18 protein-coding genes and 2 pseudogenes are annotated in these 15852 nt (G+C 68.6%); 11 read left to right on the top strand and 9 right to left on the bottom strand.

All coding sequences use genetic code 11. The features are described from left to right. Window positions 1-58: 58 nt before the first annotated feature. Both OHS71_RS09610 and OHS71_RS09605 read left to right on the top strand, forming a co-directional pair. Window positions 59-814: a response regulator transcription factor gene (locus OHS71_RS09610; protein WP_328478828.1), complete on the top strand. Its 756-nt coding sequence runs from the start codon at window positions 59-61 to the stop codon at window positions 812-814. Continuing rightward, window positions 811-1923: a sensor histidine kinase gene (locus tag OHS71_RS09605; RefSeq protein ID WP_328478826.1), complete on the top strand. Its 1113-nt coding sequence runs from the start codon at window positions 811-813 to the stop codon at window positions 1921-1923. Before OHS71_RS09610 ends, OHS71_RS09605 begins: the two co-directional genes overlap by 4 nt. A 347-nt stretch (window positions 1924-2270) precedes the next feature. Here the strand turns inward: OHS71_RS09605 and OHS71_RS09595 are convergent, their stop codons facing one another. After that, window positions 2271-2804: a TerD family protein gene (locus OHS71_RS09595; RefSeq protein WP_328478824.1), complete on the bottom strand. Its 534-nt coding sequence runs from the start codon at window positions 2802-2804 to the stop codon at window positions 2271-2273. A gap of 371 nt (window positions 2805-3175) precedes the next feature. Between OHS71_RS09595 and OHS71_RS09590 the strand changes: the two genes are divergently transcribed. After that, window positions 3176-3745, top strand: a complete 570-nt coding sequence (locus tag OHS71_RS09590) for a DM13 domain-containing protein (RefSeq protein ID WP_328478822.1) — start codon at window positions 3176-3178, stop codon at window positions 3743-3745. 32 nt (window positions 3746-3777) lie between these two features. Here the strand turns inward: OHS71_RS09590 and OHS71_RS09585 are convergent, their stop codons facing one another. Next, the gene (locus OHS71_RS09585) at window positions 3778-4425 is read right to left on the bottom strand and encodes a peroxiredoxin-like family protein (RefSeq protein ID WP_328478820.1); all 648 of its coding nucleotides are present in this window, start codon (window positions 4423-4425) and stop codon (window positions 3778-3780) included. Between the two features lie 120 nt (window positions 4426-4545). On the opposite strand from OHS71_RS09585, the gene OHS71_RS09580 reads away from it, so the two are divergent. Next, window positions 4546-5136 (top strand): TetR/AcrR family transcriptional regulator, encoded by a 591-nt coding sequence (locus OHS71_RS09580; protein WP_328478818.1) that lies wholly within the window; start codon window positions 4546-4548, stop codon window positions 5134-5136. A gap of 262 nt (window positions 5137-5398) precedes the next feature. Here OHS71_RS09580 and OHS71_RS09575 read toward each other — a convergent pair. The 4 genes and pseudogenes from OHS71_RS09575 to OHS71_RS09555 all read right to left on the bottom strand — a co-directional run. Then, window positions 5399-5716, bottom strand: a pseudogene (locus OHS71_RS09575) (SLC13 family permease); the annotation flags it as partial. Between the two features lie 49 nt (window positions 5717-5765). Then, window positions 5766-6192 (bottom strand): annotated as a pseudogene (locus tag OHS71_RS09570) (metallophosphoesterase); the annotation flags it as partial. 415 nt (window positions 6193-6607) lie between these two features. After that, the gene (locus tag OHS71_RS09560) at window positions 6608-7255 is read right to left on the bottom strand and encodes a hypothetical protein (RefSeq protein ID WP_328478816.1); all 648 of its coding nucleotides are present in this window, start codon (window positions 7253-7255) and stop codon (window positions 6608-6610) included. A 158-nt stretch (window positions 7256-7413) separates the two neighbouring features. Next, window positions 7414-8118 carry an RDD family protein gene (locus tag OHS71_RS09555; RefSeq protein ID WP_328478814.1) on the bottom strand — a complete coding sequence of 235 codons (705 nt, stop codon included), beginning with the start codon at window positions 8116-8118 and terminating at the stop codon, window positions 7414-7416. Between the two features lie 930 nt (window positions 8119-9048). On the opposite strand from OHS71_RS09555, the gene OHS71_RS09550 reads away from it, so the two are divergent. From OHS71_RS09550 to OHS71_RS09530, 5 genes are all read left to right on the top strand, one after another. After that, complete coding sequence (locus OHS71_RS09550) at window positions 9049-9345, top strand: hypothetical protein (protein ID WP_328478812.1); 297 nt, start codon at window positions 9049-9051, stop codon at window positions 9343-9345. Then, entirely contained in the window at window positions 9342-9668 is a 327-nt protein-coding gene (locus OHS71_RS09545) for a hypothetical protein (protein ID WP_328478810.1), read from the top strand. The genes OHS71_RS09550 and OHS71_RS09545 overlap by 4 nt, the downstream gene beginning before the upstream one ends. 243 nt (window positions 9669-9911) lie before the next feature. Continuing rightward, entirely contained in the window at window positions 9912-10367 is a 456-nt protein-coding gene (locus tag OHS71_RS09540) for a hypothetical protein (protein ID WP_328478808.1), read from the top strand. A gap of 312 nt (window positions 10368-10679) precedes the next feature. Further along, entirely contained in the window at window positions 10680-11222 is a 543-nt protein-coding gene (locus OHS71_RS09535) for a hypothetical protein (protein ID WP_328478806.1), read from the top strand. 351 nt (window positions 11223-11573) lie between these two features. Then, complete coding sequence (locus tag OHS71_RS09530; RefSeq protein WP_328478804.1) at window positions 11574-12140, top strand: transposase; 567 nt, start codon at window positions 11574-11576, stop codon at window positions 12138-12140. 515 nt (window positions 12141-12655) lie between these two features. Here OHS71_RS09530 and OHS71_RS09525 read toward each other — a convergent pair. The 3 genes from OHS71_RS09525 to OHS71_RS09515 form a co-directional block, all read right to left on the bottom strand. Beyond that, window positions 12656-12970 (bottom strand): hypothetical protein, encoded by a 315-nt coding sequence (locus OHS71_RS09525; protein ID WP_328484455.1) that lies wholly within the window; start codon window positions 12968-12970, stop codon window positions 12656-12658. A gap of 85 nt (window positions 12971-13055) precedes the next feature. Further along, window positions 13056-13280, bottom strand: coding sequence for a hypothetical protein (locus tag OHS71_RS09520; RefSeq protein WP_328478802.1), 225 nt, complete (start codon window positions 13278-13280; stop codon window positions 13056-13058). Between the two features lie 4 nt (window positions 13281-13284). Continuing rightward, entirely contained in the window at window positions 13285-13827 is a 543-nt protein-coding gene (locus OHS71_RS09515; protein ID WP_328478800.1) for a DUF5994 family protein, read from the bottom strand. A 279-nt stretch (window positions 13828-14106) separates the two neighbouring features. On the opposite strand from OHS71_RS09515, the gene OHS71_RS09510 reads away from it, so the two are divergent. Together OHS71_RS09510 and OHS71_RS09505 are read left to right on the top strand one after the other, a co-directional pair. Beyond that, window positions 14107-14637, top strand: a complete 531-nt coding sequence (locus OHS71_RS09510) for a DUF5994 family protein (protein ID WP_328478798.1) — start codon at window positions 14107-14109, stop codon at window positions 14635-14637. A gap of 142 nt (window positions 14638-14779) precedes the next feature. Next, window positions 14780-15754, top strand: coding sequence for a magnesium transporter CorA family protein (locus OHS71_RS09505; protein WP_328478796.1), 975 nt, complete (start codon window positions 14780-14782; stop codon window positions 15752-15754). The last annotated feature ends 98 nt before the right edge of the window (window positions 15755-15852 follow it).

The raw sequence follows: 15852 nt of genomic DNA, 5'->3' as shown, positions 1-15852 counted from the left end.
ACGCGGACGTCGGGGCGCCCCTGCCGCACGGCGATGAAGCCGGTGGGAAGCTGGGGGCATGCAGCAGCCGCACGAATCCCCAGACTCCGGACATGCTCCACGTGGGCAGGGACGTACGACCCGCGTCCTCGTCGTGGACGACGACCCCACCGTCTCCGAGGTCGTCTCCGGCTATCTCGACCGCGCCGGGTACCAGGTGGACGTGGCCGGGGACGGTCACTCCGCGCTCGTGCGGGCCGCGGCGCACTGGCCGGACCTGGTGGTGCTCGACCTCATGCTGCCCGGCATGGACGGCCTGGAAGTGTGCCGCCGGATACGTGACCGGGGACCCGTGCCGGTCATCATGCTCACCGCCCGCGGCGACGAGGGCGACCGGATCCTGGGCCTGGAAGTGGGCGCCGACGACTACGTCACGAAGCCCTTCAGCCCCCGTGAGCTGGTCCTGAGGGTCGAGTCGGTACTGCGCCGGACCTGGCCCGCCGTCGCGGCTCGCCCCGTGCACGCGGCAGGCGTCACCGTCGACCCGGCAGCCCGCCGCGCCACCAAGAACGGCGCCGAGCTCAACCTCACACTCCGCGAGTTCGACCTCCTCGCCTTCCTCCTGCGCAACCACGGCCGCGCCTACAGCCGCGAAGAGCTGATGCGCGAGGTGTGGGGCTGGGACTTCGGAGACATGTCCACCGTCACCGTCCACGTCCGCCGGCTGCGGGGCAAGCTGGAGGACGACCCGGCCCGGCCCCGGCTGATCCAGACGGTGTGGGGAATGGGCTACCGCTTCGACGCCACGCCCTGCGAGGAGGCGGTCCGACCGTGAGCGACACCCTCCTCATCGCCCTCTTCGCCTTCCTCGGCGCTCTGGCGGCCGGACTGCTCGGGGCGGGCGTGCTGTGGCTGATCCGGCGACGCTCGCTGACCGCATCCCTCGCCGTGGTCGCCGCCGTGGCCGTGACCGCCATGCTCGCGGGAACGCTGGCCGTGGCGCAGGCGATGTTCCTGTCCTCGCACGACCTGAGCGTCGTCACCACGGTCGTGGCGATGGCGGCCGTCGTCTCCCTGGTCACCGCGCTGCTGCTCGGCCGGTGGGTCGTCGCCCGCAGCCGGGCACTCACCGCCGCCGCCCGTTCCTTCGGCGACGGCGGCCATTTCGCGGCTCCCGACGGCCCGGCGACCGCTGAACTGGCCGCACTCAGCCGCGAGTTGGCCACTACCAGTGCGAAGCTGACCGAGTCCCGCGACCGCGAGCGCGCCCTGGAGACATCGAGACGCGAACTCGTCGCCTGGATCTCGCACGACCTGCGCACTCCCCTCGCCGGTCTGCGCGCCATGTCCGAGGCCCTGGAGGACGGCGTTGCCGCCGACCCCCACCGCTACCTCCGCCAGATGCGCACCGAGGTCGAACGCCTCAACGGCATGGTCGGGGACCTCTTCGAGCTCTCCCGCATCCACGCCGGTGCGCTCGCCCTCTCCCCCTCCCGCATGTCGGTGTACGACCTTGTGGGCGACGCCCTCGCGGGAGCGGACGCTCTCGCCCGCGAGTACGGGGTGTGGCTGGTCGGTGACCGCGTCGAGCCGGTGCCGGTCGAGGTGGACGGCAAGGAGATGAGCCGAGTGCTGGGCAATCTGCTGGTCAACGCGATCCGCCGGACACCCTCCGACGGTACCGTCGCGGTCACCGCCGAGCGCTTCTCCGACGGAGTCGTCCTGTCCGTCACCGACGGCTGCGGCGGCATCCCCGAGGAGGACCTGCCGCGGGTCTTCGACACCGGCTGGCGCGGTACCCATGCCCGTACTCCTCCCGCCGGTGCGGGCCTCGGCCTGGCCATCGTCCGGGGCATCGTGGAAGCGCACCGGGGCCGGGCCGCCGTGCGCAACGTCCCCGGCGGCTGCCGCTTCGAAGTGACGCTTCCCCTGGCCGAGGCGTGATCGGGGGCTCCTGAGCCAAGCGAATCCGCCGACGACCGGAAGGGCATCCGGGCTGAGATCGACGGCGGTCGGCCATCCCGATCGGTCAGCAACTGCACGTGCACGCCATTCAGGCGGTGCATGGCGGAGCAGTCGGCCCGGCCGTCGCCCAGGCGGTCGCACTCCGCGAGCGTCCCTGTGGGCCCGGAGTCCGGCCGGCCGCAGACGACGTGAGCCGCGCCGGGAGCGGATCTGCGGGGATACCGCCCACCACTGGCTTCAGCCGTGTCCGGGTGCTTGGCGCTTCGGTCCAGGGGTCCACGAGGGCACCACCATGACGGTCGTACGCTTCCTGCGCTGCTGCTTGGTCAGGGCTGTGGGGTGCTGCCCATCTCGGCGGTGAAGATCACGGGGTCGCTGTCGAATCCTCGGACCATCTCGCGGTACTCCCACGTTCCGGAGGCGTCCCTGGTGAACTCCGCGACCGTCGCGGCGGTGTGTTCGGAGAGCTGTGCGAAGTCGTCCTTCAGTAGCTCCCTGTACCCCTCGACGACCAGAACCCCGGCGTTCGACAGGTCGCCGAAGGTTTTGGGGCCGCTGTTCTGGTGGATCGCTACACCCACCACCACCCGAGCGAAGGAGGAAGCGAGGCGATCGAGCTCCAGGGTCATCGCTTCGACGTAGCCGAAGCCCTGGCCGGTCTGGCTGTGCCTGCTCATGTTGATGGTGCCGTCCGGTGAGCGGCTGTCGAAGTGGACGACGTACACCGGCCGCCCGAAGGGGGCGTCCGCCGAGTAGGTGGCGGCGATGATGTCGAGATGATGGGGTGGCCGATCCCAGGGGCTCGGGTCCCATTTGAGCCGTACCTCGGCCTTCCCGACCCCATGGCTGTCGCTGCTCACCGAATTGCTGCCTCTCTCATTTCAAGCCACCACGCTATGCCACCTACATGAGCAAGTATGGCTCTCGGCCATCCTGTTGAAGCCTCGCGCGGCAGCTCGCGATCGGGCTCGCCCTGCTGTGGACGGTGGAGGCGTTTGGAGGATCCCTCCAGAGCGTCGCGGACTTCTTCTGCTGTCGAAGGGGCTCTCGGCGACGGTGCGCTGCCGGCCCCTGGTAGTAGCGCTCGAAAAGGAGGTGGGACGCCTCCCGCTCCCGCCCCTATTGCCGACGGCGCGACGTAAGTATTTCGTCATCAGCAGCAGGCTGGAGGACGGCCGCCCGTGCCCGTTGAATGGGAGCGCAACAGGAAAATCTCAGGAGGCGAGCGGGGATGGGGCGCGTGCGGAAGGCATTGACCGGGCCGTGGGTCATCGCGGTTGTGGTGGTGGCGGTCGGCGCAGTCGGCTTCGGGCTGTACTGGTTTCAGCCCTGGAAGCTGTGGCAGGACGAGACCGTCCAAGAGGCCCTGCCCGGGGTCGCGGACGTGTCCGCTCCTGCTGCGGCGCCCTCGGAAGAGACCCTCGCGCCGCCCTCCCCGGCCACCGGCCCGCAGGTGCTGGCCAGTGGTGAGCTGATCAGCCACGAGCATGCGACTTCGGGCGCGGTGAAGCTCGTACGGCTGGCTGACGGCTCCCGTGTCGTCCGGCTGGAGAACCTCGACACCAGCAACGGTCCGGACTTGCGTGTCTGGTTGACCGACGCGCAGGTGAAGCCGGGGAAGGCTGGATGGCGTGTTTTCGACGACGGGAAGTACGTCAGCCTCGGCAAGCTGAAGGGCAACAAGGGAAGTCAGAACTACGCCCTGCCCCGTGACGTGGATCCGTCGAACTACCGCAGCGTGAGCATCTGGTGCGACCGTTTCGACGTGTCGTTCGGCGCCGCCGAACTCGCCCGTGTCTGACGGCGGTGCGGCCAGTCGCACCACGTCGGCACTCAGCCCAGGGCATCGAGGGCGGCCAGGACGGCGGCGGGTTCGGCGCGCTTGGTGTAGTCGGCGTCGACGAAGGCCCAGCGGATCACGCCGTCGCGGTCGATGACGTAGGTGGCGGGCAGCGGGAGGGTGCGCGGGTGGCCGCCGTTGACGCGTTGGAGGTCGAAGCCGAGCTTGGAGTAGACGGTTGCGAGGTCGTCGGGGAGGTCGAAGACGAGGCCGTACTGCTTGGCGGTGTCGGAGCCGACGTCGCTGAGGACGCTGAAGGCGAGCTGGTGCTTCTCGGCCAGGGAGAGGGACTCGTCGGGGACTTGCGGAGAGACCGCGACGAGGTGTGCGCCGCGTGCGGTGATCTCGTCGTGGTGCTGCTGGAGGGCGCGCAGGGCGATGTTGCAGTAGGGGCACCAGGCGCCCCGGTAGAAGGACAGGACGACGGGGCCGGTCTTGACCAGGTCGGCCAGGCTCACGGGGTTGCCGGCCGCGGACGGCAGGTGGAAGAGAGGGGCCTGTGCGCCGACGGCCAGTGCGCGGTCGGCCTGACCGGAGTTGGCGAGTTCCTGGCCGGTGCGCTGCATGATCTGCCGGATGTCGGCGGGGATCTGCTGCTGGCGGGCTGTGTAGAAGGCGTGCAGCTCGGCGTTGAGCGTCATCGGAAGGTTCCTCCTGGGGCGCCGGTCATGTCGTCTTCCGCTATCTCGGAACGACCGTTTCAAGATAGCGGGCGGGGCGGTATCTTGGAACCCTCATTTCAAGATGCCGAGGACTGAGACATGCCGGACGTCAAACACTTCGATCCCGACACGGCCCTGGACGTCGTGATGCGGCTGTTCTGGCGCGAGGGCGTGGAGGCGACCGGGATCCAGGACGTCGTGACGGCCACCGGCCTGAACCGCTCCAGCCTCTACGCCACCTTCGGCGGCAAGCAGGAGATGTACCGTGCCGCACTGCGCCGGTACATCGAGCAACGCTCCCATCCGGCGTTCAGCCGCCTGGCCGGAGACGACCGCGGCCTGCCCGCCGTTCACGACTTCTTCGCCGCGCTGATCGAGGCCCGCTGCTCAGGCGCGTACGCCCAATGGGGCTGCATGGTCTCCAACGCCCATGCCGGCGGCGAGAACAGTGACCCCGACATCCGGGCCGTCCTCGACCGGCACCACGGGGAGCTGCGGGAGGCGCTGCGCACGGCACTCGTCGCCGCCGAGGCCAAGGCTCAGCTCAAACCCGGCACCGACCCCGGGGCCGCGGCCGACCTGCTGGCCTTGCTCGCCTACGGAGTCAATCTACGTTCCCGTGCAGGCGCCGATGCCGGGGAGCTGACGAGGACGGTGACCGGGGCCCTCGACGCGCTGAGGGCCGCGTAGCCGGGCCGTGCGGCAGGCCGTGTCAGCGGGGTCGGAGCTCGAGGTGAGTGGACGCGGGCCATCGAGGGCGGGGGGACGGCTGTGGTCGGCGTGCGCGCTGTCGGCGGCCGGCCGTGGCGGCGGGCGGTGTCAGACGTCTTTGGCCGGCCAGTCCAGAAGCCGGGCGCCGATCACGGCCGTCTGGAGCATGTAGCGGTGGGTCGGAGGGGATGTTGTCCACGATGCCGGACAGCACGGCCGACGCGCTCAGCAGCATGGAGCCGCCGAGTTCGTTGTCGCCGATGGCGTCGGCGAGGGACTTGGAGACCTCGCCGATGACGCCGGTCTCGATCAGACCGCCGATCATGATGAACAGCCCGGCAAAGAACGCGAGGGTGGGCCACTCGACCTCGCCGAGGACCTCGCCGGTCTCCACGGCGGACACCGCGATCAGCAGGCCGGCGCCTAGCAGTGCGACGACACCGGGCTCGTAGTGCGGCACCGGATGGAGCACGAAGCCGACGACGACCAGGGCGAGCACCACGAGCCCCTGGACGAGCATCCGGGGGTCTTTGATGGCCTCGCGCTCCTCCAGCGCCATGACCTCCTCGGCGCGTGCCTCGTCGTAGACGAAGGACTTACGGAACAGGAAGCGGCACGGTTGCTGCGCAGAGGACCGCCCAGGTGACCATCCGGGCCCGGTTCTGACCGTCGCCTACGCCGGTCACGGTCAGGGCGAGGCGCAGCAGGACGCCGAGCAGGACGGACCAGGGGAACAGGGTCCAGATGGTGCCCAGCAGGGTGTCCCCGACGATCGCCGCCCAGTCCTGCTGCCGTCCGTCGTGGCCGCGCACCGTCGCGAGCGGCATACCGATCAGACCGAGGACGAACAGGGCAGTGCCGCCCAGCGCCACGGGGAGCGGCCAGTGCTGACCGGCGTGCAGCAGCACTCAGCAGGGCACAGTCCACAGCAGGACGGGGGCGATCAAAGGTGTGTAGCGCATCAGGCGGCGCAGCCGGCTCTGCTCGGTCGCGTGCTGCACCGTCCGCGGATCGGGCCTCGCTGGTGGCGGTCACGCTTCCCCTCCCCAAGTAACCAGACTGCCGACGCGCGCGCTGCAACCGGTCGTCCTGGGGGACGTCCTGCCGATCCTGGATGCCCATTTCATCGGCAACGTGCGCGATGGGGCGACCGGCCCGGACCCCATCGATCAGGAGTCGTTGGCCGTGCGCCGTCAGTCGGGCATTGGGATGGGACCTGTACCGCGGACCCCGACCCATGCCGTCGCCGACCACCTGGCCATCGAGACCGTGCACTTCGCCGACAGGAGTACGCCGTCAGGATCTCCAGCAGGTCACGCTCGGTGGCGTCGGACCGCTGGTATTCGGTGCCGTAGTCCAGGCAGACACGGGCTGCGTCAGCCATAGTCGGTTGGCGGGAGCGCCGGCACGGCTTCTCTCTGGCCTCGTTGTTGGTGCTTAATCATGCAACTCAGCGGTACACAGGCGAGCTGGCGGCGTAGCGGGCCCGGGCGTCGGCGTTCGCGGCGCGCAGCGCGGCCAGGCGGGTCTCGAGGAGGTCCTCGAAGTCGGTGACCCGGTGGTGTGCGTGGGCCTGGGCCCATTCGAGGTAGAAGGCCGCGCTGGGGGAGTGACCGTCGTGGAGAACGTCGAGTGCGTGGGGTTGGATGGCTGCGGTGGTGTGCAGGACCAGTCGCACCACCTGTGGGGCGATCTGCTGGGGCTGGAAACCCAGCAGATCACGTGCGGGTATGGACCAGCGCTGAGCGCGCCCGAAGTAGGCGACCTGGCCGAGGCTGACGATCAGAGCACCGGTGTCGACAGGTGAGAGCCGCTGGTCGGCCTGCCGACCGGCTTGGCCGAAGCCGAGTGTGACAGCTCCAGGTCCGACCGGGAGGGTGACTCCTCCCAGCAAGGCGCGCAGGGGCTGGGTGACGGTGGCCATGGCGAGGAGGTTGGTGCCGCAGACATGCAGAGGCGGATCGTCGGCGGGCCAGGTGTAGAGGACCGACCGTGCGAGGGAGACGGGCGAGCCGTCGGGTGCGTAAGGGTCTGCCAGAATCCGAGCCGTGGCCTTTGCGGCGGACTGCTGGCCGCGCAGCTCGGCCAACGATCTCACCAGCGCGGTTTCGGGGTGCCCGATCTGTTCGATCAGTCCGTGATCGGGGAGCCAATGGGCGATCGCGCAGACGGGGCACGGCCCATGACCACTCGTGATACCGGCTTGCCCGCAGCGTGCGCAGTACAGCCAGGCACCGGCCCCTCGGACGGTCCCGGTCATGCGGACCTGATCACAACGGTGCCGAGCAGCATGTCGGCCCAGGTCTGCCGCTTGTTGTGCCAAAGGGGCCACAGGAACCCGAGCGGGAGAACGATCAAGCACGACGGTAGCCAGTCGAGGAGGTGCAGCAGTTGGCGGCCGAACGCCTGCCCACTGCCGATGACTTGGCCATCGCTCGCTTGAACGACACGAATACCCACCAGGCGCTTGCCGAGGCCCTGTCCGGTACTGCCTTCGCCCGCGACTTGGATGACGACGTAGCCGACAGGCCAACCGATGGCCACCAGGCACAAGAGGACCACTCCGGCGGCACCGATCGAGTTCCCGGAGGTGACCGCGATGATCAGCGGCAGTGCCATCGGTACGTATGCGGCCAACGCGTCGATGAACCAGGCCCCGGCCCGCTGTCCCCAACTCGCCAACGGCACACCGTGCCATGCGTCGCCGGTCAGAAACCCGAGTCCGCCTGAGGTCGCCGGCTGCGGAGACGTGGGGAACGCATAGGCGGCCCCGGCAGGCGGTGGAACGTGCCACTGACCGGAGGCCGGGCCGCCGTAGGCGTCGATACCGCCGTAGGACCCTGGGCCCACTGGTGTGGCCGCCGGGCCTCCGCCAGGTGCCCCTGCTCCGGCGCCGAGGCCCTCGTCGGCCTGATGGCCGGCGAACGGGGTGTAAGCCCACGGTGCCGGCGGCGCGAACATGGGCGGAGCCGTCGGGGCGATCGGGGGCGCGGGCGCAGAGGGCGCCGGTTCCGGCGACGCCGGCTGATCCCGTCGCTCGCCGTGGCTCATGGGCGGTGCTGCCGTGCTGGGGCGGTCACTTCGCGCCGATGGCGCCGAGGACTCGGGCTGGCCCGACCGAGGCAGTGCTGTGCCGCAGCCGGCGCAGAACCGGTCACCGTCATCGCGGACGGGTATGCCGCAAGAAGGGCAGGGCATGTGGCTCCAGAGCACGGCAGGATCACGGACGAGGTGTGGAGATGATCCACACGTTCGGTGAAACAGTCAACTAAGTGCCGCCTATGGATAACGGCTGGTCAGGTTGCTCTTTGGGGCCGGTCACCCTCCCTCCGGGATCATGTTCCCGCCTCAACTACTTGCGTGATATACACATGCATCGCAAGTTCTTCACCTTCTTGCTCGCCGGAGAGGTCTGATGACGGGAGATGGGCAAGCGACCCACGCGGGGACGTGGGTGCGCTTAGTCGTCACCAGCGGTGCCGCCTGACCGCTTCTTGGCGGTTGGCGCCGCTGTGATGGGTGCACCGGCACCACGTCTGAGGGCCCGTACTGCCCGCGACAGCAGCCTTGGCGGGTTGGACGCCGCCGACTCGACACGAACAGTGGCGGACTGAGCGCTACAGCCTGTCGTCGGGCAGTCGGCGATCGGCGAATCTGCCGGCGTTCGCGATACGCGAGCGCGGCCGAGGAAGCTCAGCTGTTTCACGACCGGTCGAACCGACGGTCCACGGGCGGTCAGAGCGCCGGGCCGCACCGCGACGGCGCGCGTGGGTGTGGAGCGGCGAGTCATCGCGTTCGCGATAGCCCACCGGTGACCGCCTGTCACCAATCGACCTCTCGGCAATCTCACATTTCATCCCTTGGGGGACTTCAGTGGCAATCCGCAAAAGCATGGAAGAGGTGCTTGTCGTCGCCGGAGAACGCGACGAGTGGCTGACCCGGTGTGCTAAGGGCCTCATGGCGGCAGGGTTCAAGGATGTGCAGACGGGGATGGTCCTCGGACAGGTGGCCGGCACCTACCGAAAGTATCCGACCTGGGGCGAGCTCGTGATCACCGTGGTGCCGGTGGCCCAGGCCGGACACACGCAACTGACGCTGCGCTCGACTGCGCACGTGGACAACATCTTTGCCTTGTTCTCCAGCCCCAACAAGAAGATCCTCTCGGTGGCCAAGGGCAGCTTCGCGTGAGCGCGGCGTCCTCATGGCAGGCCCCGACGAGACTCTGCTCCGCTTGTGGGACCCTCACGCAGACGGCGAAGGCGTTCTGCCCCGAGTGCGGAACCACCTACGGCGAGCCGGGCGGAGGAAGTTCGGCGAGCCTGGTGTGGGCCGCCTTCGCCTGCGCGGCGGTCTCGGTCCTGTTCTTCCCCATAGTCTTGGGACCCGCGGCGATCGCCCTGTCAGCCGTTGCCCTGCACAGGAAGGAACCGCACGCGGCCCTCGCCCTGTGCCTCTCGATCGTCGGCATGACGGCGGGATTCATTCTCGGGGCCCTGGCCTATGGCGGCTAGAACGCCATCCGTCCGACCGGCTACGGCCTGGGCCCCCCTGCCGGGGCATCCACCAAAGCGCGCGCCGCGGAAGTGGACGGCGTCGACCCCTGCGCCGCACACGACGCCGGGCCTACGACGACATCAACACAACGACGACATCGGACAGACGACGACGTCAACCTCGGATTGCACCCGGCCGGGAAGGCCGCCCACGCATTGCATCCGAGACGCCGCGCCACTGTCGTTCGAAACTGAGGGAACATGGCTCGCTCTGACAACCGCAGTGACTCGGCGCTGGGATGCGCCGTCCTGCTCGGCCTCGCTGCCGCGGGCTTGGCCTGCTGGCTGGTGTGGACTGCCGTCATGTGGGTGCTCGCCGAGTGGCGATGGGCGTGGTTCGCCGGCTACATGCTCGTAGTTCCAGCCCTCGCCATCGCGATCGTGCGCCTCTGGGGTGAACAGCGGCCCTTCGTACCGTCCCGTCACCTTGAGGCGTGGATGACCGCAGTCCTCACCGCGGTGGCCGCAGCAGCCCCGGTCGTCGTCCTTGCGAAGGGATGGGGAACGGGGACCGTAGCGCTGCTGCTCGCCGTGGGCAGCGGGTCCGCGGTCGCGTACACCGCACATTACCGCGGGAGGTCGGAAGGGGACGCAAAGCTCCACGCGGCGGATGATGAGGACCTGCCTTCGGCCGCGGCGACGTTCCGCACGGAGTGAGGGCCGAAAACAAAACAGCAGTCATCCTCACACCCGTCCGAACTTCCGGCCCGGTGACTCCGATCGCCGTGATCCCACATACACAACTGGAGCCCGAGCATCTTGCACGCGCCCTTCCTTTCCCCCCGCCGTATCCGACGCCTGGGAACTCTGTTCACCATGACATGTATGAGCGCCGTGGTCATTGCCCTCGTCAAAGCACCTGACGCAGGAGGTGCGGCAACGCATGCGTCGGCTGCGCCCGCCTCCACCCCTACGCCTTCGGCGGCCCCGCACGCCTCACCGAGCCATTCCACCCGCCCACTTCCTCAGGTGTCCGCCACCTGTACGGGCAGGACCAAGAACATGTACTTCACCGCCGCCGGGGGAAGCATCACCGACCCGTCAACGCCGCCCCCCGCCTACCTCCGCATCAAGGAGGCGAGCGTGGTGCGCAACGGCCATGGGGTGACCGTGATCTACACTCTCGCCGCCGATCCGCCCCAGGCCGGTTCCGGCATCTCCGACGCGCAGTACTTCACCTGGCTGGGAAACGGAACGAACGACATGGACGAGCCCGCTGTCAGCCTGACGTGGCTGGACTCCATGTGGAGCGTGACCGTGCACGGAACAAATGACGTCCTGGGCGGAACCGTCGATGTCCAGCCGATCGTCCATGGCCACACCGTCTCCGTCCACCTGCCACTGCGGATCGCCACCTCATCCGGCTACGTGGCCGACCTGTCGACGTTCACGCACGCCGGCTGGTCGACCGAAGGCAAGGACCCCACGGGTTTCGGTACCTGGATGGACGGCTGCCCGACCAGCGGCGAGGCAGCCGAAAACCCGGGTGACTGGGAGGTGAAACTGCGCTGAGCCCGAAGGCAAGCTGGGGACGGTGCGCCGGGCCGGTGTAGAGGGCACCGGCACCTTCGGAGCGGGCCTGTCCCGCTACCTGCTGGCTCAGCACGTCCAAATGTACGAAGTGAACCGGCCTGACCGTACTGGCCGCCGTCTGCTCGGGAAGTCGGACCCGCTCGATGCGCGGGCTGCTGCGCTGGCCGTGCTCAGCGGTCGCGCCCGGGCCCGGGCCAAATCCGGCGACGGTCCGGTGCACAGCGCCCGGATGTTCAACTCGCAAAGGACTCCGCGGTCAAGGCCCGCACCCAGGCGATCAACCAACTCAAGGCCGTCCTGGTCATAGCCGACCCCGCTCTACGGGAACGCTTGTCTGGTCTGGGCAACCGCGAGCTGTTCCGCACATGCGCGCGCCTCGGCCTGCGCGACGGCGGGGGCGACGGGGACGCGGTGGCCCAGGCCACCCATATGACCCTGAGCATGCTCGCCGAGCGCATCGAGCAGCTCACCGGGCAGATCGACGAGCTGAACCGGTGCCTGACCCGGCTCGTCGAGCGCCATGCCCCGCAACTGCTCGTACCGGTGGGCATCGGCCCGGACAGTGCCGTCACTTTGCTGATCACCATGGGAGACAATCCCGAGCGGCTGAGCACTGAGGCGTCCTTCGCCGCTTTGTGCGGGGTCAGTCCCATCGAGTACTCCTCGGGCCGCCGGACCAGGCGTCGCCTCAACCATGGCGGCGACCGGCAGGCGAACGCCGCCCTGTACCGCATCGTGTTCACCCGGTTGCGCTTCGATCCCCGCACCCAGGCGTACTACGAACGCCGCACCCAGGAGGGCAAGACCCGACGTGAGATCATTCGATGCCTCAAGCGATATGCCGCCCGTGAGGTCTTCAACCTGGTCAGGACGGCGTCCAGCGCCCCCTCGTTATAGGGGCGTCGGTGAGAGGTGAGGAGCCCCCGTCGGCCGGCTCCGGCGGGGGTTTCTTTGTTCGGGGATGGGCCTGGTGTGTGGTGTTCGACGCGGTCTTGATGTGCTCCGGCACGCCGTTCTCGACCCCTGGCGAGCGCCCCCGGGACACCGAGCGCGACCGTCACCATGAACAGCAGAAGAAACAGCACCGCGTCAGCCTCCGGGCGTTAGCGGCGGGCAAGACGTGGTCCGCCGTCCACGTGGACGGCGGACTCATCTCTCGGCCCTGCATGTCGACGAGGTCGCAGTTGCGTCACTCGCGGAGATCGACCGAGTGGATCACCACCTTCTCCCCGTGGCATGTGCCGGTGACGCAACGGCCCCGGCGTATACACACCGGGGCCGCCCTTCCGGGTCGTTGCACGTGAGAGTGCACCGGCCCACTCACCAGGATATGCCCAGGATCCTATTTCGTCGTATGGCGGGACATGGCCGTCATGCGGCCGGCCGCGGCCCTGAGGGTGGCCTGGGCAGCGTCAGTCACAGTCCTTCTCCTCGGTCTCCATGAGCTGGATCCCGTTGTGCGTCAGCGGGACCATCCCGGGTGTGTTTCCTCGGGCCCAGTCGACCTGCACCGGCTCCGCCATGCGCGTGCTGTCCACGGTGAGGTGGAGGCGTGTTCCGCCGTCAGGGCCTGCGGGGTAGCTGCGCGCTTCCGTGGCGCCGAAACAACGGCGGAGAATCCCCGCGACACGGCGAGCCGCCTCCGGGTCGGCGGCGACGATACGAACCTCCGCGTGCCCGGCCGACGGCAGTTCAAGTGACCTCGATGTGACCCCTTGCTCGTTCAGGACGACGTGGATCACGGGCGACGTGCCGGTGGGTGCGACGGCCGTTGCCCCACACCCACCCTTGGCTCGAAGCAGGTCTGCGTCATCAGCGGCTGTCCTCTTGATGCTCATGGCGTGTGGCGTCGGCAGGAGGGCCCTTCGGCACGGTGGCACGTGGGCTCTTACGGGTCCGCCGACCGATTCCCGGTAGGGCGTCGCTGTAACGGAACGCCCCGATCCTTTCGTCATGCTGTGCGTTGAGCCGGTGGATCAGGAATATTCCCGCGATGATCACGAAAATGATCACGGCGACGGTGACGACGGTCTCCACGTCCTCACCTCCTCGGGGCGGATCTCGAGATCCCGATCGCGGCTCCGCCGTCGGTCTCCCATACCGCTTCCCGGCTTTGAACATCTGTCGCGTCGTGGCTGAGGGCCTCGTCGGCCATCAGACCGCTGGCGGTGCGGATACCTCTCGAAACCGTTGCCGCTGACATCAGCCGGGCGGCGGCGGCCGGCTCCGTCTCCGGAGGGATCACCAGCAGGTCCAGGCGGCCCACCGTGTAGGAGAGGAGGATCACTTTGTTCGGGTCCTGCTCGTCGGTGAACCAGCCGACATGCACCGTGTGGCCGGTGACGGGCACCTTGCGCGGGATGACGAGCCAGTGGGTCGGGTTCACGGTGACGTGGGTGATCCGGCCCCAGCATGCGTCCAGTGCGTCTGTCAGAGCGGGGATCTCCCGGAGCAGATCACGGGAGCGGGGCCACCAGGCACCGTCCAGGAGACCTGGAACCGGGCCGACCGGGGTCAGGGACAGCCGGGCCGACGCCGAAGGCGGCCGCTCTTTGATGATCGTAGGTTCGATGGTCGCGGTCATGACTCGGACCTGTCCCCGGGCCCCCTCTCGGAGGCCGGTGTTGTCGCTCGCCGGGAACGACACCGACACGGCGGCCTGGTGTGCGAAGTACTCCCGGTCCTTTCACTCTACGCCGTTCCGAGGCCCCGGAACGTGCACGTGAGCAGGAGTTTTACCGAGAGGCAGCGAGTCCGGTACCACCGGCGAACGCAGCCGGTGCGGCCGCGCACGACTTACGCTGAGAGGAGGAGGTCACGCGTTCGGCGGTGACACCGAAGCCCGCAGACAGGCGGACACGCCATGAAAGAATCCGACACCCCTCGCGCCCCCGGGCTCCTGCCGGACGCGATCCACCGGGCCGCGAAACCCGGGACGGTACTTCTGCGGCTGCGGACGACACAATCCCGGGAAGGCAATTTCGACGGCGCGAGGTGGCCGCGTTCCCGCGACATCGGCGCGGAGTTGCCCGGCCTCATCCACGTGCTGACCGGGCACCTCGGCCCCATCACGCGTGTCGGCCTGGACGCCACCGCCTGGGATGAACTTCCCACGCGCCTGGTCATCGACGACCAGGTCGTCCATATCGACTCCTTCCCGGTCGGTGATGACACCGTCCTGATCACTCGGGGCGACGGCGACCACTTCTCCCTTCTCGTGGTCCCGCCGCACGCGACACCCGACGCCGCCCTTGCCGCGATGGCCAGGGCCGTCCGGGCCGACAACGTCACCGATGCCGCACAGATCCTCATCGCCACCGGCACTCATCAGGCACACCCGATCCCCACGGAGGACCCTCGGACCGGCGAGACACGTCACGAGCCCGAGGAATGACCTCTGCCAGGTCCGGGCGCCGGCAGGGCTGTCCTTGCCGGGCGGCCCCCCGAGTTCAACGCGATCGAGGCGCCGCCCGTCGGAGTGGATGCCCGGTAGTGTTGTCCCCTGATGTTCCGCCGGTGCCGTTAGGGTGCGCGACATGGCCCGTACCCGGCTGTACCGCGACGGCTCCCTGGTCGAGGAGGACTTCCCGGTCCGGGACATCTCCCGGCATCTGGAGGACCCGTCCACCACCGTGTGGTTGGACCTGTACCGCCCGGACCGCGCCGAGTTCACGGCGGTCGGCGAGGAACTCGGCCTCCACGAGCTGGCTCTCGAGGACGCGCTGCACGAGGGACAGCGGGCGAAACTCGACAACTACCGCACCCATCACTTCCTCAGTGTCTACGCGGTCGCCGTCGACCCGGACGGCGCGGGACTGACGATGAGCGAGCTCGCGGTCATCCTCACGCCACAGGCGCTGATCACGGTCCGCAAGGACGCCGCGTTCGCCCTCGACGAGCTGGTCGCCCGCTGGGACCGTACCCCGGCTCTGGCAGCGCACGGGGTCGCCTTTCTGCTCCACGGCCTGCTCGACCATGTCGTCGACGGGCACTTCGCCGCGGTACGGCAGCTCGACGAACGTATCGAGGAACTGGACGCTCTGATCTTCGCCGAAGGCGGCCGGCAGATCCAGACCGTACAGCGCCAGTCCTACGCCCTGCGGAAATCACTGGTCCGGCTCCGTCGCGTGGTCCTGCCCATGCGGGAGGTCGTCAACGCCCTCATGCGCCCCGACCTCGACGTCGTCGACGGACCCTTGCTGCCGTACTACCGAGACGTGTACGACCACGTGCTGCGTGCCGGCGAGTGGACGGAGTCGCTGCGCGACCTGGTGGCCTCGGTGATGGAGACCAACCTGTCGGTGCAGGCGAACCGGATGAACCTGATCATGAAGAAGGTGACGAGCTGGGCCGCGATCATCGCCGTGCCCACAGCGATCACCGGCTTCTACGGACAGAACCTTCCCTATCCCGGCTTCGCACACCAGTCGGGATTCATCGTCTCCAGCGCCGTCATCGTCGTTGCCTCCCTGACGCTGTACTTCGCTTTCAAACACTGGGACTGGCTCTGACCACACGCTCCTGCGCGCTCGTCGGCAGACGGGGCTGCGAGCCGGTTCCAGAAGTCGGCTCCCAGGGCTCCCGAGACTTCGGGCTGTGCCCTGGAACT

This window comes from Streptomyces sp. NBC_00377, from assembly GCF_036075115.1.
Classification (GTDB): domain Bacteria; phylum Actinomycetota; class Actinomycetes; order Streptomycetales; family Streptomycetaceae; genus Streptomyces.
Note: the sequence above shows the minus strand (reverse complement) of the source record. Positions and strands in the feature narration are given on the sequence as shown.

Coding starts and splice junctions, on each gene's coding strand:
- OHS71_RS09610 (WP_328478828.1), top strand. CDS start 59: ATGCAGCAGCCGCACGAATCCCCAGACTCCGGACATGCTCCACGTGGG.
- OHS71_RS09590 (WP_328478822.1), top strand. CDS start 3,176: ATGGGGCGCGTGCGGAAGGCATTGACCGGGCCGTGGGTCATCGCGGTT.
- OHS71_RS09585 (WP_328478820.1), bottom strand. CDS start 4,425: ATGACGCTCAACGCCGAGCTGCACGCCTTCTACACAGCCCGCCAGCAG.
- OHS71_RS09580 (WP_328478818.1), top strand. CDS start 4,546: ATGCCGGACGTCAAACACTTCGATCCCGACACGGCCCTGGACGTCGTG.
- OHS71_RS09555 (WP_328478814.1), bottom strand. CDS start 8,118: ATGTTCGCGCCGCCGGCACCGTGGGCTTACACCCCGTTCGCCGGCCAT.
- OHS71_RS09550 (WP_328478812.1), top strand. CDS start 9,049: ATGGAAGAGGTGCTTGTCGTCGCCGGAGAACGCGACGAGTGGCTGACC.
- OHS71_RS09540 (WP_328478808.1), top strand. CDS start 9,912: ATGGCTCGCTCTGACAACCGCAGTGACTCGGCGCTGGGATGCGCCGTC.
- OHS71_RS09515 (WP_328478800.1), bottom strand. CDS start 13,827: ATGACCGCGACCATCGAACCTACGATCATCAAAGAGCGGCCGCCTTCG.
- OHS71_RS09510 (WP_328478798.1), top strand. CDS start 14,107: ATGAAAGAATCCGACACCCCTCGCGCCCCCGGGCTCCTGCCGGACGCG.
- OHS71_RS09505 (WP_328478796.1), top strand. CDS start 14,780: ATGGCCCGTACCCGGCTGTACCGCGACGGCTCCCTGGTCGAGGAGGAC.